General features: G+C 35.4%; 21 protein-coding genes. All 21 read left to right on the top strand.

Annotated features, from left to right (window positions below):
* Positions 1-5 precede the first annotated feature (5 nt).
* The 21 genes from JBW_RS12025 to spoVAC all read left to right on the top strand — a co-directional run bounded on the left by JBW_RS12025 (position 6) and on the right by spoVAC (position 17778).
* Positions 6-464, top strand: coding sequence for a divergent PAP2 family protein (locus JBW_RS12025; RefSeq protein ID WP_007934061.1), 459 nt, complete (start codon positions 6-8; stop codon positions 462-464).
* 73 nt (positions 465-537) lie between these two features.
* Complete coding sequence (gene dxs, locus JBW_RS12020) at positions 538-2421, top strand: 1-deoxy-D-xylulose-5-phosphate synthase (RefSeq protein WP_007953466.1); 1884 nt, start codon at positions 538-540, stop codon at positions 2419-2421.
* Positions 2422-2426: 5 nt separating this feature from the next.
* The gene (locus JBW_RS12015; protein ID WP_036680288.1) at positions 2427-3239 is read left to right on the top strand and encodes a TlyA family RNA methyltransferase; all 813 of its coding nucleotides are present in this window, start codon (positions 2427-2429) and stop codon (positions 3237-3239) included.
* Between the two features lie 37 nt (positions 3240-3276).
* Complete coding sequence (locus JBW_RS12010) at positions 3277-4227, top strand: NAD(+)/NADH kinase (protein WP_007953462.1); 951 nt, start codon at positions 3277-3279, stop codon at positions 4225-4227.
* Positions 4214-4807, top strand: a complete 594-nt coding sequence (locus tag JBW_RS12005) for a tRNA (mnm(5)s(2)U34)-methyltransferase (protein WP_007953461.1) — start codon at positions 4214-4216, stop codon at positions 4805-4807. The genes JBW_RS12010 and JBW_RS12005 overlap by 14 nt, the downstream gene beginning before the upstream one ends.
* The gene (gene argR / locus JBW_RS12000; RefSeq protein WP_007953460.1) at positions 4785-5237 is read left to right on the top strand and encodes an arginine repressor; all 453 of its coding nucleotides are present in this window, start codon (positions 4785-4787) and stop codon (positions 5235-5237) included. Before JBW_RS12005 ends, argR begins: the two co-directional genes overlap by 23 nt.
* Positions 5238-5255: 18 nt before the next feature.
* On the top strand, positions 5256-6971 hold the full coding sequence (gene recN / locus JBW_RS11995) for a DNA repair protein RecN (protein WP_007953459.1): 1716 nt from the start codon (positions 5256-5258) through the stop codon (positions 6969-6971).
* A 238-nt stretch (positions 6972-7209) separates the two neighbouring features.
* Positions 7210-8568: a SpoIVB peptidase gene (spoIVB, locus tag JBW_RS11990; RefSeq protein WP_007953458.1), complete on the top strand. Its 1359-nt coding sequence runs from the start codon at positions 7210-7212 to the stop codon at positions 8566-8568.
* A 319-nt stretch (positions 8569-8887) separates the two neighbouring features.
* Complete coding sequence (gene spo0A, locus JBW_RS11985; protein ID WP_007934073.1) at positions 8888-9658, top strand: sporulation transcription factor Spo0A; 771 nt, start codon at positions 8888-8890, stop codon at positions 9656-9658.
* 282 nt (positions 9659-9940) lie between these two features.
* Positions 9941-10468 carry an NUDIX hydrolase gene (locus JBW_RS11980; protein ID WP_007953457.1) on the top strand — a complete coding sequence of 176 codons (528 nt, stop codon included), beginning with the start codon at positions 9941-9943 and terminating at the stop codon, positions 10466-10468.
* Between the two features lie 216 nt (positions 10469-10684).
* On the top strand, positions 10685-11326 hold the full coding sequence (gene spoIIM, locus JBW_RS11975; RefSeq protein WP_007953455.1) for a stage II sporulation protein M: 642 nt from the start codon (positions 10685-10687) through the stop codon (positions 11324-11326).
* A 511-nt stretch (positions 11327-11837) separates the two neighbouring features.
* Positions 11838-12725 carry a site-specific tyrosine recombinase XerD gene (gene xerD / locus JBW_RS11965; protein ID WP_007953447.1) on the top strand — a complete coding sequence of 296 codons (888 nt, stop codon included), beginning with the start codon at positions 11838-11840 and terminating at the stop codon, positions 12723-12725.
* Between the two features lie 372 nt (positions 12726-13097).
* Positions 13098-13298 carry a hypothetical protein gene (locus JBW_RS25725; protein WP_052697333.1) on the top strand — a complete coding sequence of 67 codons (201 nt, stop codon included), beginning with the start codon at positions 13098-13100 and terminating at the stop codon, positions 13296-13298.
* Positions 13268-13489, top strand: a complete 222-nt coding sequence (locus JBW_RS25720) for a hypothetical protein (RefSeq protein WP_235333767.1) — start codon at positions 13268-13270, stop codon at positions 13487-13489. The genes JBW_RS25725 and JBW_RS25720 overlap by 31 nt, the downstream gene beginning before the upstream one ends.
* Positions 13483-13584, top strand: coding sequence for a hypothetical protein (locus JBW_RS25715; RefSeq protein WP_235333766.1), 102 nt, complete (start codon positions 13483-13485; stop codon positions 13582-13584). Before JBW_RS25720 ends, JBW_RS25715 begins: the two co-directional genes overlap by 7 nt.
* A 206-nt stretch (positions 13585-13790) precedes the next feature.
* Entirely contained in the window at positions 13791-14966 is a 1176-nt protein-coding gene (locus JBW_RS11955; protein WP_007953445.1) for a D-alanyl-D-alanine carboxypeptidase family protein, read from the top strand.
* A 123-nt stretch (positions 14967-15089) separates the two neighbouring features.
* Complete coding sequence (spoIIAA, locus tag JBW_RS11950) at positions 15090-15425, top strand: anti-sigma F factor antagonist (RefSeq protein ID WP_007953444.1); 336 nt, start codon at positions 15090-15092, stop codon at positions 15423-15425.
* A 10-nt stretch (positions 15426-15435) separates the two neighbouring features.
* Positions 15436-15867, top strand: coding sequence for an anti-sigma F factor (gene spoIIAB, locus JBW_RS11945; RefSeq protein ID WP_007953442.1), 432 nt, complete (start codon positions 15436-15438; stop codon positions 15865-15867).
* A gap of 10 nt (positions 15868-15877) precedes the next feature.
* The gene (gene sigF, locus JBW_RS11940) at positions 15878-16609 is read left to right on the top strand and encodes an RNA polymerase sporulation sigma factor SigF (RefSeq protein ID WP_007953439.1); all 732 of its coding nucleotides are present in this window, start codon (positions 15878-15880) and stop codon (positions 16607-16609) included.
* 293 nt (positions 16610-16902) lie between these two features.
* The gene (locus tag JBW_RS11935; RefSeq protein WP_235333765.1) at positions 16903-17139 is read left to right on the top strand and encodes a dodecin family protein; all 237 of its coding nucleotides are present in this window, start codon (positions 16903-16905) and stop codon (positions 17137-17139) included.
* Between the two features lie 162 nt (positions 17140-17301).
* A complete protein-coding gene (gene spoVAC, locus JBW_RS11930) occupies positions 17302-17778 on the top strand; it encodes a stage V sporulation protein AC (RefSeq protein WP_007953435.1) in 477 nt (158 codons plus the stop codon).
* The last annotated feature ends 6 nt before the right edge of the window (positions 17779-17784 follow it).

Below are 17784 nucleotides of genomic sequence, written 5' to 3'. Positions count from 1 at the left end.
TTGTTGTGGCAGATTTCGTTGTTATCCTTGGACAAAATATTATATTGGCCACCGCTTTGTCTGCTTGGTTTTGTGCTCAGATACTCAAGACTTTGACTTCTTATTGGAAACATGGTGCCTTAAATTTTGAGCGTTTAGTTGGAGCTGGCGGAATGCCTAGCTCTCACACAGCATTGGTTATGAGTTTGGCCTGGGCTGTAGGACTTCATGATGGTTTTACCTCTTCCTTATTTGCGGTAACCATTGTATTAGCAAGTATTGTAATGTATGATGCTGCTGGAGTACGTAGAGCTGCAGGAAAACAAGCCAAAGTGATAAATAAATTAGTACGTGAACTCCGAGCAGAGCATACGATTCGTGATATTCGATTAAAAGAATTATTAGGACACACTCCACTAGAAGTATTAGCAGGTGCTATACTGGGAATTTCAATAGCCTACGGTTTTAAGAATTTTGTAGGTTAATTACTGCAATAGTAAGAAAAATATTATTGAAAATTCATAGATTGTGGATTACGGGGAACGGGGGTTGTTACATTTGAAGACATTACTTGAGGCCATTGACAAGCCCCAAGATTTAAAAAAATTATCACATGAACAGATCAAGTTGCTGGCAGAGGAAATACGCCATTTTTTAATATGTTCTGTTTCAAAAACAGGAGGACATTTAGCGCCAAATTTAGGTGTCGTAGAACTAACTCTTGCGATACATAAAGTATTTAATAGTCCGATTGATAAGATCGTCTGGGATGTTGGGCATCAGTCCTATATACATAAGATATTAACAGGCAGACGCGATGGATTCGCGACTTTACGCCAATTTGGCGGCATTAGTGGCTTTCCGAAAATTAGTGAGAGTGTACATGATTTCTTTGGCACAGGACATTCAAGTACTTCTATATCTGCTGCTTTGGGAATGGCGCTTGCCAGAGATATTGCAGGTGATAAAGAACATATACTGGCCGTTATCGGTGATGGCTCGCTAACTGGAGGACAGGCATATGAGGCATTAAACCATGCTGGTCACACGGGTACTAATATGATTGTTATTCTTAATGATAATGAAATGTCAATTGCTAAAAATGTGGGCGCTATGTCAGAATATTTGTCCAAAATGCGAACAGAACCTAAATATACAAAAATAAAGCAGGACATCGAATTCTTATTGCGCCGCATTCCTGCAATTGGTGAAAGTGTTGCCAAAACAGTAGAACGTGTTAAAGATAGTTTACGCTATCTATTAGTCCCTGGTGTTCTTTTTGAAGAATTGGGATTTAATTATATCGGCCCCATTGATGGACATAATTTTGAACTATTAAGTGAAGTACTAGAAAAAGCTAAAAAAATGCAGGGACCAATACTCATTCATGTTCTTACTTGCAAAGGAAAGGGATATAAACCTGCCGAATGTAATCCTGATAAATTTCATGGTGTTGGTCCCTATTGCATTGAGTCTGGCGAAGTTATAAAAAATGGGAATACACCAACCTATACTGCTATTTTCGGCGAAACACTACTTCATTTAGCCAAACAGGATAAGCGGATTGTTGCAATAACAGCTGCAATGCCAGAAGGAACAGGCCTTAAAAAATTTGCAGCTGAGTTTCCCAAACGTTTCTTTGATGTAGGTATTGCGGAACAAAATGCTGTTACTATGGCAGCGGGTATGGCTACCAAAGGAATGAGACCAGTTGTAGCCTTGTATTCTACCTTTGCTCAAAGGGCATATGATCAAATCTTACATGATATTTGCTTGCAGAAGCTTCCTGTATTATTTGCTTTGGATCGTGCTGGAATCGTAGGTGAGGATGGGCCGACACATCATGGATTATTTGATTACAGCTATCTACGGCATATTCCTAATCTAACCATTATGGCACCTAAAGATGAAAATGAGTTACGGCATATGGTATTCACCGCACTTAATACGAATGGACCCGTAGCGATTCGTTATCCTAGGGGAAGTGGATTAGGCGTGCCCATCGATCAATCATTGCAACAACTTACGATTGGCGTTGCAGATGAAGTGAAAACTGGCACAAATGTAGCTTTTTTAGCGGTTGGTTCCATGGTTGGAACCTGTATAGAAGCAAGAGAAATTTTAGCTTCAGAAGGTATATTAGCAAGTGTTATAAATGCTAGATTTATTAAGCCGCTAGATGAACAGATGATAAGAAAGGTGTGTAAAAATTTTGGAATCATCATTACAGTTGAAGAAAATGTTTTAGCTGGTGGTTTTGGCTCTAGTGTATTGGAATACATACATGATCAAAACATTGATGATGTAAATGTTCTACGGTTAGGATTCCCAGATCAATTTATTGAACAAGGTGCACGCAAACAAATTTTAGCAAAATATGGATTAGATGCAGCCGGCATTGCTTCTACTGCAAAATCATATGTCCAAAAAATTAAGGTGTGATGCTAATGGGTAAAATCAATAAAGAACGATTAGATGTTTTACTACTACATAAAGGCCTAGTTTCCAGTCGGGAAAGAGCTAAATCCTGTATCATGGCAGGTTTAGTTTTTGTTGCTGGGCAAAAGATAGATAAAGCAGGCACTTTAGTACCCGTTGAAAGTAAGATACTGATCACAGGAGATAATATTGGCTATGTTAGCCGAGGTGGTTTGAAGCTTGCTAAAGCTTTGGAGTATTTCAATATAAATCTTAAAGACAAGATTATGGCTGATATTGGTGCTTCTACGGGCGGATTTACAGACTGTGCCTTGAAGAATGGTATTCAGAAGGTATATGCTGTTGATGTTGGTTATGGACAATTAGCATGGTCACTTCGAACGGATAGTCGAGTCATTAATATGGAGCGTACTAATATTCGGAATGTGACCTTAGAACAGTTAGGAGAAACCTTAGACTTTGTTTCAATTGATGTAGCGTTTATATCATTAAATAAAGTGTTGCCGGTTATTAAAACGTTGTTGTCTTCAGATGGAGCTGTTGTAGCTTTGATTAAACCACAGTTTGAAGCTGGACGTGAAAAAGTCGGCAAGAAAGGAGTCGTAAAAGACCCCTTAGTGCATAAGGAAGTTATTTTTAATATTATTGAGCATGCATGTACTGTTGGTTTTACGCCTCTTGGTCTTACCTATTCTCCTGTAAAAGGACCTGAAGGAAACATCGAATACCTTGTTTACCTAGCAAATTTTCCAGCAGATATAAACGTTACAATTGAGACGATTGAAGAAATTGTAAAAGAAGCTCATGCTAATGCAGTATAAAAATAAAAAATGTAACAGAGGAATTGACCATTTATAGGTGAATTCTAATAAAGATACATTAGGGCAGGCGATTTTATATCACCTGCCTATGGTGTACTTAATTAATGGGGGATTGCTTGTGTTGACAGTAGGTCTATTTCCTAATATTAATAAACAAAGTGTTGTCACCGTACTAATCCAAGTGATACAGCATTTTCAAAAACGCAATGTGCAGATAGTATTACTTAAAGATGTTGCGGAGAAAATTGGCTATCCAGAATTAGGCTGTAGCCAGCAAGACATGATAAAAAAAATAACTGTAGGCTTAACGATAGGTGGAGATGGGACGTTATTAAACACCGCAAGAGAAATCTCTGCTATGGGTATACCTCTTTGTGGAGTTAATATGGGCAGGCTTGGATTCTTAACAGAGATAGAACTTCCTGATTTGAATGCATCATTAGATAAGCTTATTGATAGAAAGTATCAAATTGAAGAGCACTTAATGTTAGATGCAATGATTCTTCGCCAAAATAGACTCATTCATGTATCATCTGCTCTTAATGATGTTGTTATAAGTAAAAGTGGTGTCTCACGCATGATTAAGTTTAATGTATCTCTAGATAATGTACTAACCGCAAATTATGCTGCTGATGGCTTAATTATTGCTACAGCTACTGGCTCTACAGGATATTCTTTATCCGCTGGCGGTCCAATCATTAATCCATTATTAAAAGTTATGGTGTTAACACCTATTTGTTCTCATACATTGCATGTTAGACCATTAGTTGTTTCTGAAAAAGAGGAAATTAAAGTTGAGATGACAGGAAACCAAGAAGATGTCGTTCTAACTATTGATGGGCAAACAGTATATAGTTTAATTGCAAATGATACAGTACTAATAAAGCAATCTCCTTTTAGTGCTCAATTTATACGTTTGAATAACAGAAGTTATTATGAGACCTTACGGATAAAATTGTGGCGGAGTGAGAAAAATGCAAACCTTTAATGCTATAAAATTGGCACAACGGTTATTAAGTGATAAAGTAAATAGGGCCAAATTTTTAGTAGATACTACAGCTGGTAATGGAAAAGACTCTTTATTCCTAGCACAAAATTCACCTATAGATGCGATGGTTTGGAGTTTTGATGTTCAACAAGCAGCAATTATAAAAACAAAAGAATTATTGTCGAAATATAGTTTAGATGATAAAGTAAAATTGATAATAGACAGTCATGCAAATATAGATCAGTATTTTAATAGAAGAATTGATGTAGCTATGTTTAATCTGGGGTATTTACCTAACGCTCAGCACAAGATTACAACTCAATGTCAATCTACAATAGCGGCTTTACAAAAAATACTAGGCTTACTCTCTACAGGAGGGGTAATTTCTATCATAGCTTACTCTGGTCATCAGGAAGGATATCTGGAAAACAAAGCAGTACAAGAATTACTTACATCATTGCCTTCAAATATCTTTACGGTTGGCTGTTGGTCAATGATAAATCATAGTAATAACCCACCAATATTATATATAGTTGAAAAAATGAGGGGGGAATCATATGAAAATACGGCGCCACAGTAAGATTAAAGAAATTATTGAAGATAATGTGATTGAAACCCAAGAAGAATTAGCCGTCGCATTACGTAAACAAGAAATTGAAGTCACTCAGGCTACGGTATCGAGGGATATTAAGGAATTAATGCTTATTAAGGTGCCTGCAGGTGATGGACGTTATCGCTATGCTTTTCCTGTAGAACAAAATGCTGCATTTTTGCAACCTCGTATGGAACGTATTTTCCAGGACTCTGTTGTTGATATCGACTATAGTGAAAATATTATTGTTATAAAAACCTTGCCTGGAACTGCTCAAGCAGTCGCTGCGGCCATTGATAATACAAAATGGCCCGATATTATTGGTACAGTAGCCGGTGATGATAATATTTTGGTTGTTGTTAAACCGACTGATGCTGTACCTAAGGTAATTGCAAAATTGCAGACATTATCACAGTAGTGTTAGGAGCGAATTAATGTGTTAAAATCATTGACTGTTACTAATTTTGCATTAATTGAACAAGCCGTGGTGGAATTTGATGAAGGGTTAAATATACTAACTGGAGAAACAGGCGCAGGAAAATCGATCCTAATAGATGCTTTAAGTATCATTTTAGGAAATCGAGCTTCTGTTGATTCGATTCGAACAGGCTGCGATTTTTTTAGAGTTGAGGCAGTATTTGATATTTCTAAATTAACTTCTATTTATAAAATAATCGATGAGCAAGGCATTACAATTGAAGATGATGCAGTAGTAATTATTAGCCGTCGTTTCTCTAGACAAGGCAAAAATAGTATTTTAATTAATGGCTGTCATGTTACCGTAAATACATTGCGGCAAATTGGTGAAAAACTTGTTGATATGCATGGTCAACATGAAAATCAAGCCCTATTACGCCCAGAATCTTATTTATTCCTACTAGATGCTTTTGATGAAAAAATTAAAATAGAATTGGAACAATATCGTCAAATATATCAAAGGTGGCTTGATGTAATAAAGCAGCAAGCAGTACTTGCACAAAGCTCTCGAGAAAGAGCTCAACGCATTGATATGTTAAGTTGGCAAACCAAAGAAATAGCGTTAGCACAATTAAAACCCAGTGAAGATGAGGAGATTGAGCGGCAAATCCCCGTATTGGCAAATGTTGAGAAAATTACAACTGCAGTCAATCGGTCCTATATTTTATTGGAACAAGGTACTGCTGGAGTACAAGGTATTTTACCAGCTTTGGCTGAAGTGAAGCATGAATTAGAAGTGATTGCCCGTTATGATAATCGCATACAGGAACAGTTAACTGCTGTAAGTGATGCATTATATCAATTAGAAGAAAGTTGCACCGATTTACGTGTATATGGTGATGAAATTGATTTTGATCCTCATAAATTAGTTACATTACAAGAACGTATGGATGTAATTTATAAATTAAAGAAAAAATATGGAACAACCATTATAGAAATATTGCAATATTACGAAAAATCTCTTGCTGAGCTGGAAGATATACATAATTATGATCAGACAATCGCTAACTTAAATCAACAACAAAAGACTTTAGAAGAAAAGTTAAATTCTTACTGCGAAAAACTTCATGCGCTAAGGACGCAATCATCTAAGATATTATCAGAGCAGATCAGTAAACATTTAGCGGATTTAGGAATGACAAATGCGACATTTGATATTGAAGTTATACCTCGTCCAGATTTTACTTTTCATGGCGCTGATGAAGTAAGTTTCTTATTTTCTGCCAACCTTGGTGAGCAAACTAAACCGCTATATAAAATTGCGTCTGGTGGAGAACTTTCCCGTATTGCTCTAGCAATAAAAACAGTTTGTGCCTATCGTGATGCTGTTGGTATTATGGTCTTTGATGAAATTGATGCAGGAATTGGCGGACAAGCTGGACATATGGTAGCCGAAAAGGTAGCTAAAGTAGCTTGTGCCAGACAAGTATTGTGCATTACTCATTTGCCTCAGATTGCTTGTATGGCTGATCGCCATGTGTATATAAAGAAACAAATTGAGGGTGAGAGGACAAATACAATCATTACGGTTCTCACAAAAGATGAGCAATTATTAGAATTAACGCGAATGATTTCAGGCAATGAGATTACACCAATTGCATTGGAAAATGCGAATCAAATATTTAAATCTGCATTGATAAAAAAAGAAAAATGGAAAAATAAAGCGCAAGCATAAGCTTGGGCTTTATTTTTTGCTGAATTAGCTGAAAATCAAATTTCAAGAGATTATACGCTGTTAATTGAGAATAATCGCTTTAAAAAACGGGAATGTTTAAAGTTAGAAGAGAAAGTGATAAGTAATAATTTGATAATTTGCTGTAAATTCCAGACCTTTTCAAAATGCGTAACTTGAAAGATGACTGAATTTCTTATGTATAAATTTAGCACTAGATGAAAAGGGGGAATGCAAAAACATGAGGAATAGTAAGTGTCGTTCCTTCATGGGAATATGTATTGCAGCGTTAATTATTGCATTTAGTTTTTCACCACAATTCCGTACTGTTTATGGGTTACCTCCTCATATGCGCATTATTGCAGGAGAAGTTGCGTTATTTAATGTTAATTTTCCCTTAACCCTCACGATTCATCCAGATTTAGAAAAAAATATTAAAGAAGAATCTCCTTTATCAAAGTATGCATTGTCAAGGTCAGTCTTTTTAGAAAGTTTAAAGCTAGGAAAATCTACTGTTGAGTTTAAGCTTTTAGGTATAATACCCATACGAACCGTACAAGTAGATGTACTGCCGCCCATTGAATTAGTACCTGGAGGGCATTCTATCGGTGTTGTGTTGCATTCTCGCGGAGTCATTATCGTTGGACATTCTCCAGTTCCAATTGGTAATGAAGAATATGTAACTCCAGCTAAGGATGCAGGTATTAATATTGGTGATGTTATTATGAGTATTAATGGTATTTCCGTTCAAAGCGATAGCCAAGTAGCCGAAATTATTGATAGCAGTGGTAAGGAAAAAGAAAAACTCGATATTTTATTGAAACGTGGAGAAGAACAAATTCATATTAACTTAGCACCAATATTATGTAATGATACCAAAAGATATAGAATTGGCTTATTTGTACGTGATAGTGCAGCTGGTGTTGGTACATTATCATTTTATGATCCCAAATCCCATGCTTATGGTGCTTTAGGGCATATAATTACAGATAGTGATACTAATCAGCCCATTGACTGTGAACAGGGAAAGATCGTATCTGCATCAGTATCGGGAATACAGCATAGTAAGCGTGGTCAACCAGGAGAAAAGATAGGTATTTTTATAAACGAAGATCATTTGTTGGGTAACATTGATAAAAACACAAAATTTGGAATATACGGAAAATTAGTTGACAAAGTTCCAAATGAGCTTTATTCTGAAGCAATACCAGTAGCTTCTATGAATCAAATTCAAACAGGTTATGCAGAAATATTAACTGTAGTAGATGGACAAACCATTAAACGTTTTAGTATTGATATCCAGAAAGTGAACTTACAAGAAGCTCCAGAAGGTAAAGGACTCGTTATTAAAGTGACGGATCCTGTGTTATTAGAAAAAACAGGTGGAATCGTGCAAGGAATGAGTGGCAGTCCAATTATTCAAAATGGTAAGTTAGTAGGTGCAGTGACTCATGTATTTGTCCATGATCCAACTAGAGGATATGGATGTTTTATTGAATGGATGTTAATTGAAAGCGGAATCGTACCTAAAGCAGGGAAACAATCTGCCAGAAAACTTTTTACGTTTTCTGGTTTTTTCTTTGATAATAAGATTGTGTAATATAGGTTTATTATTAAAAAATAGATCGAGAAATATGCAATGTCGTAATTTTGATCGAACTGGACGAATTTTGATGCGTAAAGGGAGTAAATAATTATTTAAGAAGTTTTCACATCTGCTATTTTTTATAGAATTAATTTCGATTTTTAACAGAATTTTGATACATAATGATTTTTTCTGTAAAATTTCATAAAAAAATGTAAATTTCTATCAATAAATAATAAAATATAATTGTATTTTTTTTCCAAAAGAGGAAGGGATTTATATAGCTTTGTCGAACAGTTATTATTATAGAAAATAGCAGGGAGAGGATTATAACGTGATTAAAGAAACAATTAAAGTAGCTATTGCTGATGACAACCGAGAGTTTGTTGGAATTGTTCAGGAATATCTTACTCAACAGGTGGATTTTCAATTGGTTGGCATAGCATATAATGGAGAACAAATCTTATCAATAATTGAGGAGAAAAGTCCTGATGTGGTAATTTTAGATATTATAATGCCGCATCTTGATGGTATCGGTGTGTTAGAACGTCTTAATACATTATCAGCTAAACGTCCTAAAATAATTATGCTTACCGCATTTGGTCAGGAAAGTATCACTCAGCGTGTAGTAGAGCTGGGCGCTGATTATTATATATTAAAGCCATTTAATATGGATGTACTGGCCAGTAGAATCAGACAATTAGCTACTACGATTACGGCACAGCGTCCAGTGGTAGCTCAAGCTATAAAAGCTCGGCCTATAGACGTAGAGGTCACTAATATCATTCGTGAGATTGGTATCCCCGCCCATATTAAAGGTTATCAATATTTACGTGATGCAATCATGATGATAATAACAGAAATTGATTTATTGGGAGCTGTAACCAAAGTACTCTATCCTATGATTGCTGAGAAATATGCTACTACACCTAGTCGGGTAGAAAGAGCTATTAGGCATGCCATTGAAGTAGCGTGGAGTCGTGGTAATATGGACATGATTAACCGTTTATTTGGCTATACTGTTAAACTTGAAAAAGGAAAACCAACAAATTCTGAATTTATGGCAATGATTGCTGATAAATTGAGAATGGAGATGCGAGTATAAGTTCTTTAAGATATCTGAAAATTTAATTTTTACAAGTTTGTATCTGTAAAGCTCTATAAAACTGGTTAAACTAGTTTTATAGAGCTTTTTTAGTAAAGGTATGCAACTTAAGAGTAGTTTTATAATAATGCAGGACTTTTACAAAGAAAACTGAATAAATATGTTAAGATCTCTGATGATTGATTCGAGCATACAACACTAGAGATCGTGTGTAAAAATTCTTGCTTAGTACAAATATATGTAATCAGCACTAAACTATGTCAATTTATTGGGGGAATGATAATGAGTAACTTAATAGAGAAATCCTTAGCTTCAAAAGTAGTTTTTAAAGGTAATTTACTTAATGTATTCTCTGATCAAGTAGAATTACCAAATGGTAAAAAAGCATCACGAGAATATATTAAACACCCAGGAGCAGTTGCAGTTGTGCCAATTACACAAGAAGGAAATATTGTATTAGTTAGGCAATATCGTTATCCGATTGGAAAGTTGCTATTGGAAGTACCTGCTGGGAAATTAGATCAGGGCGAACAACCTGATGAATGTGCATTGCGAGAGTTGGAAGAAGAAACGGGTTATGTGGCTAAGAATATAAAGAAGATCGCATCCATTTATACAACTCCCGGTTTTACTGACGAAATAATACATCTTTATCGTGCTGAAGATTTGATATTATCTAAGCCATCTCCAGATGAAGATGAGTTCTTAGATGTAGAAATCTATACCAAAGAAAAAATAAAAGAGATGATTGCCGATGGAAGAATCAATGATGCGAAAAGCATGCTGGCATTATTATTAGCAGGAATATAATTAAAATTTGCTTTACATTTTTTAGACTAAAATTCAGTTGGTTTTTAAACTTAACTGAATTTTAGTCTTTTTTGTGATAAGGAAGAAAGAATATAATCTTACTCATATTTGACGCATCAACATTCAATATTGTAGAAGAGAGTATGTGGACAAATATGGTATAAAGTTTGCTGCCTTATCATATATCATAACAGAACAAACAGGGAGGACGGTTGCATGCTAGCTTATTTTCGTCAAAACTTTAGTTTTTATTTAAAAGCAAATATAGTTGCGTATTTCTTTATGATTCTTATATTGGTCATTGGGATAGTAATAGGCGCATTAGCTGTAAAAATACTTCCTGATGACCAAAAGAGCGAGCTTATTAATTATCTTCATATGTTCTTTACCGGATTATCGCAAGGAAATGATGATGCTTCCTCCAATAATATGATAGGCATGGTCATGTTTAATAATGTCAAAACGGTTGTATTAATGTGGATATTAGGATTTACTATCATTGGCATTCCCTTTGTACTATTCATTTTATTTACGCGAGGTTTTATTATTGGATTTACCGTAGGATTTCTAGTAAATGAATATGTTATGAGAGGATTGTTATTTGCTTTTGCTTCGATATTACCCCACAATCTCTTCGCAGTTCCAGCCATACTAGTATTAGGGGTATCTGCCACAACATTCTCACTCATGCTAGTACGCCGCAAAACCTATGACAAAATTAATATATGGTATGAAGCGGTGCGATATTCTATGGTGTGCATAATGGTATTGGCTGTCATGTTGGTTGCAGCTTTACTAGAAGTATATATTTCACCAGTATTTATGAAATTAGCTGCAACGTTCTTAACAAAACACTAACAGCTGACTCATAGAAGCAAACTCGTTAATCAGCATTTTAGTTTCAATAATGATGAGGACTGTAAAATTTACAGTCCTCATTTTATTTATAGTTGAATAAACCAGATAGATAGTGAATAAGCATAATATTAAGTTAAGCTAATTAGGAGGTGGTAAGAAAATGGTAATTAACTTTTCAGGACACAACATAATGAAAAAATGTAAATTATATACTAAAATCGTAATTCTGTTAATTATAGTTTTCTATATTTTACCTAAGTTATTAAGTATTTTATGGTATTTAAGTCCTCCAGAAGAGAAAATACGCCAAGAGCATCTGATTGAGAAGCCAATGAGGGTAAGTGAGGACCTTATAAAATCAATGTAACGGGAGTTGACAAAAAAATATATTCCAATAGATGGATTTTGTTAATATTAGACAGGAAAAGTAAATATTATGTGGAATAAAGGAAATTAGAAAGAAAAAGATTTTCGTGAGCATTATCGCAAAAGTAAAAAAAGGGTGGTAAAAATGGAAGGTTATGTTAATGAGTTTATTAACTATCTTGCAGTTGAACGAGGTTTAGCGCAAAATACGCTAGAATCATATGGACGTGATTTACATCAATTCCAATTGTATTTACAAAACGGCAACATGGAAATTTTGAAGGACTCAAATCGCACTACCATCCTCAGTTATTTAAGTAGTCTTCAATCGAAAGGTCGGGCAGTTTCCACGATCTCACGTAACCTTGCTGCCATAAAATCCTTTTATCAATATTTGGTACGTGAGCGTTATTTAGAAAAGGATCCTGCTGCTAATCTTGAGTCGCCTAAACTTGAGAAGAAGTTGCCAAAAGTCCTTAGTATTACAGAGGTTGAAGAACTTCTAAAACAACCGAGTGGTTTTTTACCTACAGGACTAAGGGATAAAGCAATGTTAGAACTTTTATATGCAACAGGAATTCGAGTATCGGAGTTAATCTCTTTAAATATTTCAGATGTTAATTTAGATATGGGATATATAAAATGTTATGGTAAAGGCGCAAAAGAGCGGATCGTACCCTTAGGGTCCATAGCTGCTAAATGTGTGCAAGATTATATCGGTAAGGGACGTTCTAAATTAATACGTACATATGAAGAGGCTGCTCTCTTTGTCAATCATCATGGAAATCGACTTACGAGACAAGGTTTTTGGAAAATAATTAAGAAATATGCGCAAGAAGCTGATATTAATAAGGCAATTACTCCCCATACGTTACGTCATTCTTTTGCAACACATTTATTAGAAAATGGTGCTGATTTACGATCGGTACAAGAAATGCTTGGTCATGCCGATATTTCCACCACACAGATTTATACTCATGTTACTAAAAACCGTTTAAAAGAAGTGTATGATAAAACGCATCCGCGAGCATAATAGTTGGCAACCAAACGATTTGATCATGTTCAATGCATGATTGCTATAGCAATTGACAGTAGGAGTTGGTGCCTTGTCTAATGCAGCGTACTATAGGAATTTTGATGTAGATACGCCAGTAACAATTACTGGCCGTAAAGGAATTCTTTCGTCTATATGGAAAAATAGGATTAGGGCTCGATCCATTAAATTCATTCTTGAGTAAAAGCCTTTTTACATGATAAGATGTCTAGCTATCCCTCTTCCTGTTTATCCAGATGAATGATTTTAAATTACGATAAAAGCTTTTATGTAGTTTACGTCGAGCATATGCTTCAATTTTAGTATTTGCACATTTTTTTAGATGTCATTACAAAAAAGCGTGATGGCCTTATGCTTACAGATTTGGAAATTAAGTATTTGATCCATGCCTACACCAATAATGAAATACCTGACTATCAGATGGCGGCATGGCTAATGGCAGTCTTTTTTAAAGGGATGACCATGAAAGAAACGGCATCCTTAACTATGGCTATGGCTATGTCAGGTAATATGATTGTAAAGTGGCACTACATAAATTTAAAGAATTTATAATTGCCCAAGGTGGAAATGTGGATGTTGTCAGCAACCCAAAAGCATTGCCACAAGCAAAAATAGAAACTAAGGTGATCTGCTCTGAGGAAGGCTACATACAAAAAATTGATGCTGGTTATTGTGCTATGAGACTAGGAGCAGGCCGTGAATATAAAGGACAAGAAATGATTTATCTGCTGGTATCATGCTGAAGAAACGCGTAGGCGATCGTATTGAAAAAGGTCAAAGCCTTTGTACAATTTATGCCAATAATGAAGCAAAAATAAAAGAAGTACAATCATTATAGGTAGATGCAATAAAAATTGATAATAAGCAAGTACCAAAAACAAACCTAATTTTAGGCGTAGTTGATCATTATGGCTTTAAAGCTACGTAAGCTAATAAATATATCAAAAAGACTAGTTTAGCTAGTCTTTTTTTATTGTTAATTTCCAGTGTAATTGCTTTTTATCTTGGAGAAGCTAAAAAAAAGATGAAAGGAGTGTTTTAAATATGTTTCGATTCATCCAATCTAAAATAGTAATGATTCTTATGTGCCTACTGGTGTTATTGAGTATTTGCAATCCCATCTTACAAGCAGCTGAAAACAAGAAAGTATCAGGTGCAGGACTAGAAACAATTGCGCAATCGGCTGTTTTAATGGATGGTAATGGGACTGTTTTATTCGAAAAAGATTCACATAAACGTTTACCTCCAGCAAGTGTGACAAAATCAATGACATTGTTGTTAGCAGTAGAAGCTGTTGAGCAAGGACGGGTGAGTTTAACAGACAGAGTATCAATTACAGAAAATGCTTGGCACCAAGGTGGCTCACAGATATGGTTAGAACCTGGCGAACAGATGACTTTGCATGAATTAATGATTGCCATGGCTGTAGTTAGTGCCAATGATGCTGCAGTTGCTGTTATGGAACACATCTATGGCAGTCAAGCTGCTGCTGTAGAAGCTATGAATCAGCGCAGTACTGCTTTAGGGCTTAATGATACTCATTTTGCAAATGTAAATGGTTTGCCAACTCCAGATCATTATATGAGTGCCTTTGATACAGCATTGATTGCTAAAGAGGCAGTAAAACATCCTTTCTATATGGAACTATGTAGTATTAAAGAATATTGGTTGCGCGATGGGAAAAATTGGCTAGTAAATACGAACAAATTATTATGGTGGTATAAAGGTGCTGACGGCTTAAAGACAGGTTGGACGCAAGAAGCTCAATATTGCTTTGCTGGTACAGCGAAACGTGATGGATTACGATTGATTTCTGTAGTTTTTGCTACACCTGAGCCAAGATCACATTTAAGAGAGAGTATGAAGCTGCTTGACTGGGGATTCGCTAATTTCGCAGCAATGCCAATTATCAATTCAGGTGCAGTAGTAGAACGAGTAAAAGTAAGTAAAGGAATGGAAAAGGAACTCCAATTAGTAGCTTCTGAAGATTTAACATTATTATTAAGCAAGGGAGAAAATAAGAATTTACAAAAGCAAGTAGTTACTGATTCAACTTTAACGGCTCCAATCGTGCAAGGTCAGAAATGTGGGGAATTATTAGTATTACGAGATGGTAAAGAAATCGGCAAAGTCGATTTAGTGGCAGAAAAAAATATTGAAAAAGCAAGTTTAATGAAGACGTTGCAAAATATGTTTACTAATTTATTTTCTATAAAATAATTCAACATAGTAGATTTAAAATAAAAAAAGCGGAAATTATTCCGCTTTTTTTATTTTTAGGCAGGAAAAATTTACCTATTGAAAGAATATTAGTAGCAGAGTCACGAAGAGGAGGAAAATATATTGAATATAGTCACTTCACTGAAACGAGGTGTTTTGTTAGTAAGAGTCGAAGGGGAGTTGGACATGCATGTTGCTACTGAGTTTAGAGAAACCGTAGATCATGCATTAGAATTAAGCGGGGTAAAACACGTTTTGTTTAATTTAGAAGCGGTAAAGTTTATTGATAGTTCTGGTTTAGGTGTTTTATTAGGACGTTACAAAAAAATTAGTGGTTTAGGTGGTATTATGTCTGCCACTCAGATTCAGCCACAAGTATTACAGATTTTTGAATTATCTGGGCTCTTAAAGATTATTAAACTATACCATTCTGAAAAAGAAGCACTAGAATGCTTATGAGGAGGGCATCATGGCAATAAAAAATCAGATTACTATGAGTATTCGAAGTCTTAGCGAAAACGTTGGTATTGCCAGGGTGAGTACTGCTGCTTTTGCAGCTCAGGTGGATTTTACTTTAAATGAGATCGAGGAAATAAAGGTTGCTGTATCAGAAGCAGTTTCTAACGCTGTCATACATGGATATGAGTACCAAGATGGAGAAATCCAAATCAAGATGACCTTATATGAGGATCAATTAGAATATATTATTGTAGATCACGGAAAAGGTATCGCTGATATTGCATTAGCACGTCAACCGTCCTATTCTAGTGATCCAGAACGTATGGGGTTAGGCTTTGCTTTTATGGAATCTTTCATGGATGAACTTTATATTGAGTCGGAAGTTAATAAGGGAACACTGGTGAGAATGGTGAAAAAAACTTTGCTTAAGACAGAGCATTAGGTGGGATACCATGCTTGAAGATGAAGAAATCAAAAATTTATTACATAAAGCACAAGCTGGTGATCAAATTGCTAAGGAATATATTTTAGAAAATAATATCAATTTGGTACGAAGTGTGGTGCATCGCTTTACAAACCGCGGCTATGAATGGGACGATTTATTCCAATTAGGCTGTATCGGTTTGGTCAAAGCAATTGAACGTTTTGACACTAAATTTAGTGTTAAGTTTTCAACTTATGCAGTGCCAATGATTATTGGAGAAATCCGACGATTTATCCGAGATGATAATCCCGTGAAAGTTAGCCGCCCAGTAAAAGAATTGGCATATAAAGTGCACCGTACTCAAGAAAGATTGCAGGGCGTATTAGGACGAGATCCAACCATAACGGAAATTGCAAAGGAGTTGAGCCTAGCACCGCAAGAAGTCGTGGCTGCTTTAGAAGCAATTCAGACACCGACATCCTTATATGCTAATGTTTTTCATGATGATGGTGATCCAATACTGTTATTGGATCAAATGAAGTATTGTGAGGAAGAAGATAGCGCTTACTTTGAAAAATTAGCATTAAAAGAAATTGTATTACGTCTACCAGAAAAAGAGCGTCTTGTAATTCATTTACGTTTCTTTGCTGATAAAACCCAAGCAGAAGTAGCCCAAATAATAGGATTATCTCAAGTACAAATTTCTAGAATTGAAAAACAAGCTTTAAAACTCATGAAAGAATTTATGCAGACCTCATAAACAGAGGTCTTATTTTTTTATAAAATAGGCATACTAAGATAAAGAGGTGGTAATTATGTCTGGCAAAAGAAAATATATTATTTGGGCTGTGATTGTCGCTCTAAGTAGCAGCATATTTACTTGGCTATTTCTTTATAGTAATTTTCCCCAGCGCTCGCCAATGGGAGCAAAGCAAGTTCTCTATTTGAATAAGGTAGAATCAAATCACTTAACATGTTGATAAATATTCTATACTAAAAAGATCAAGTAGTCGCTACGCAATGAGTATAATACCAATCGTTATGCGCACACTATTGGAGAATCGTATAATTAATCAAGGAGGTAATGGCATGGTTGTAAAAGTAATTGAGTTAGTTGGCACATCTAGCCATAACTGGACAGATGCAGTAGACAACGCGGTAATGGAAGCTTCTAGATCAATTGATGATATACTTGGCGTCGAAGTAACTAACTTTACTGCTAATATTGACAATGGACATATTGCAGAATACAAAGCTGATGTAAAAGTTGCATTTAAAGTGAATCATTAAAGTATGATCACAAAAGAAAGAGTACCCTTTGTGGTGCTCTTTTTTATAAATAAAGTTTTCTTTTTGAAAGATGCATATTTCAGATTTGAGTGGTCAAAATAAGAAAAGGCTAAGGTATGCATTGTTTTAAGTAAGAATTATAATTTTACAAAGGGTGACAATATGCCTAATGAAATGAATAAGAAACAACAAGAGATTAAAGAAAAAATGCAGCAACAAAAATATCAAAGTAAGGTAGATAATGTTACGCCCACCCCCCCATTACTTAAGAATATTTGCTGGGCCTTTGTCGTTGGTGGACTTATCTGTACTTTAGGGCAATTATTTACAGATTATTTCTTGGGGCTAGATTTACCAAAAAAAGAGGCTTCTGCTTGTGCGACAGCTGTATTAGTCTTTTTAGGAGCGTTTTTTACAGGGATTGGTGTTTATGATGACTTAGGCAAGCGAGCTGGGGCAGGTTCAATTGTCCCTATAACAGGATTTGCAAACTCCATTGTAGCGCCAGCTATGGAGTTTAAACGTGAAGGCTATGTATTTGGTGTTGGAGCTAAAATGTTTGTTATTGCCGGACCGGTATTAGTATATGGAATGGTAACTGCATTTATAATTGGCTTAATCTATTGGATCAGACAATAGGAGGTA

The organism is Pelosinus fermentans JBW45 (genome assembly GCF_000271665.2).
Taxonomy (GTDB): Bacteria; Bacillota; Negativicutes; order DSM-13327; family DSM-13327; genus Pelosinus; species Pelosinus baikalensis.
This window is presented reverse-complemented; position numbering and strand designations above follow the sequence as displayed.

What these genes read in the sequence shown, in the direction of transcription:
- spoVAC (WP_007953435.1), top strand. Translation starts at nt 17,302, where the DNA reads ATGCCTAATGAAATGAATAAGAAACAACAAGAGATTAAAGAAAAAATG.
- spoIVB (WP_007953458.1), top strand. Translation starts at nt 7,210, where the DNA reads ATGAGGAATAGTAAGTGTCGTTCCTTCATGGGAATATGTATTGCAGCG.
- sigF (WP_007953439.1), top strand. Translation starts at nt 15,878, where the DNA reads ATGCTTGAAGATGAAGAAATCAAAAATTTATTACATAAAGCACAAGCT.
- xerD (WP_007953447.1), top strand. Translation starts at nt 11,838, where the DNA reads ATGGAAGGTTATGTTAATGAGTTTATTAACTATCTTGCAGTTGAACGA.
- JBW_RS11980 (WP_007953457.1), top strand. Translation starts at nt 9,941, where the DNA reads ATGAGTAACTTAATAGAGAAATCCTTAGCTTCAAAAGTAGTTTTTAAA.
- JBW_RS25715 (WP_235333766.1), top strand. Translation starts at nt 13,483, where the DNA reads ATGCTGAAGAAACGCGTAGGCGATCGTATTGAAAAAGGTCAAAGCCTT.
- JBW_RS12005 (WP_007953461.1), top strand. Translation starts at nt 4,214, where the DNA reads ATGCAAACCTTTAATGCTATAAAATTGGCACAACGGTTATTAAGTGAT.
- spoIIM (WP_007953455.1), top strand. Translation starts at nt 10,685, where the DNA reads ATGCTAGCTTATTTTCGTCAAAACTTTAGTTTTTATTTAAAAGCAAAT.
- JBW_RS12015 (WP_036680288.1), top strand. Translation starts at nt 2,427, where the DNA reads ATGGGTAAAATCAATAAAGAACGATTAGATGTTTTACTACTACATAAA.
- spoIIAB (WP_007953442.1), top strand. Translation starts at nt 15,436, where the DNA reads ATGGCAATAAAAAATCAGATTACTATGAGTATTCGAAGTCTTAGCGAA.
- argR (WP_007953460.1), top strand. Translation starts at nt 4,785, where the DNA reads ATGAAAATACGGCGCCACAGTAAGATTAAAGAAATTATTGAAGATAAT.
- JBW_RS25725 (WP_052697333.1), top strand. Translation starts at nt 13,098, where the DNA reads ATGCTTACAGATTTGGAAATTAAGTATTTGATCCATGCCTACACCAAT.
- JBW_RS11955 (WP_007953445.1), top strand. Translation starts at nt 13,791, where the DNA reads ATGTTTCGATTCATCCAATCTAAAATAGTAATGATTCTTATGTGCCTA.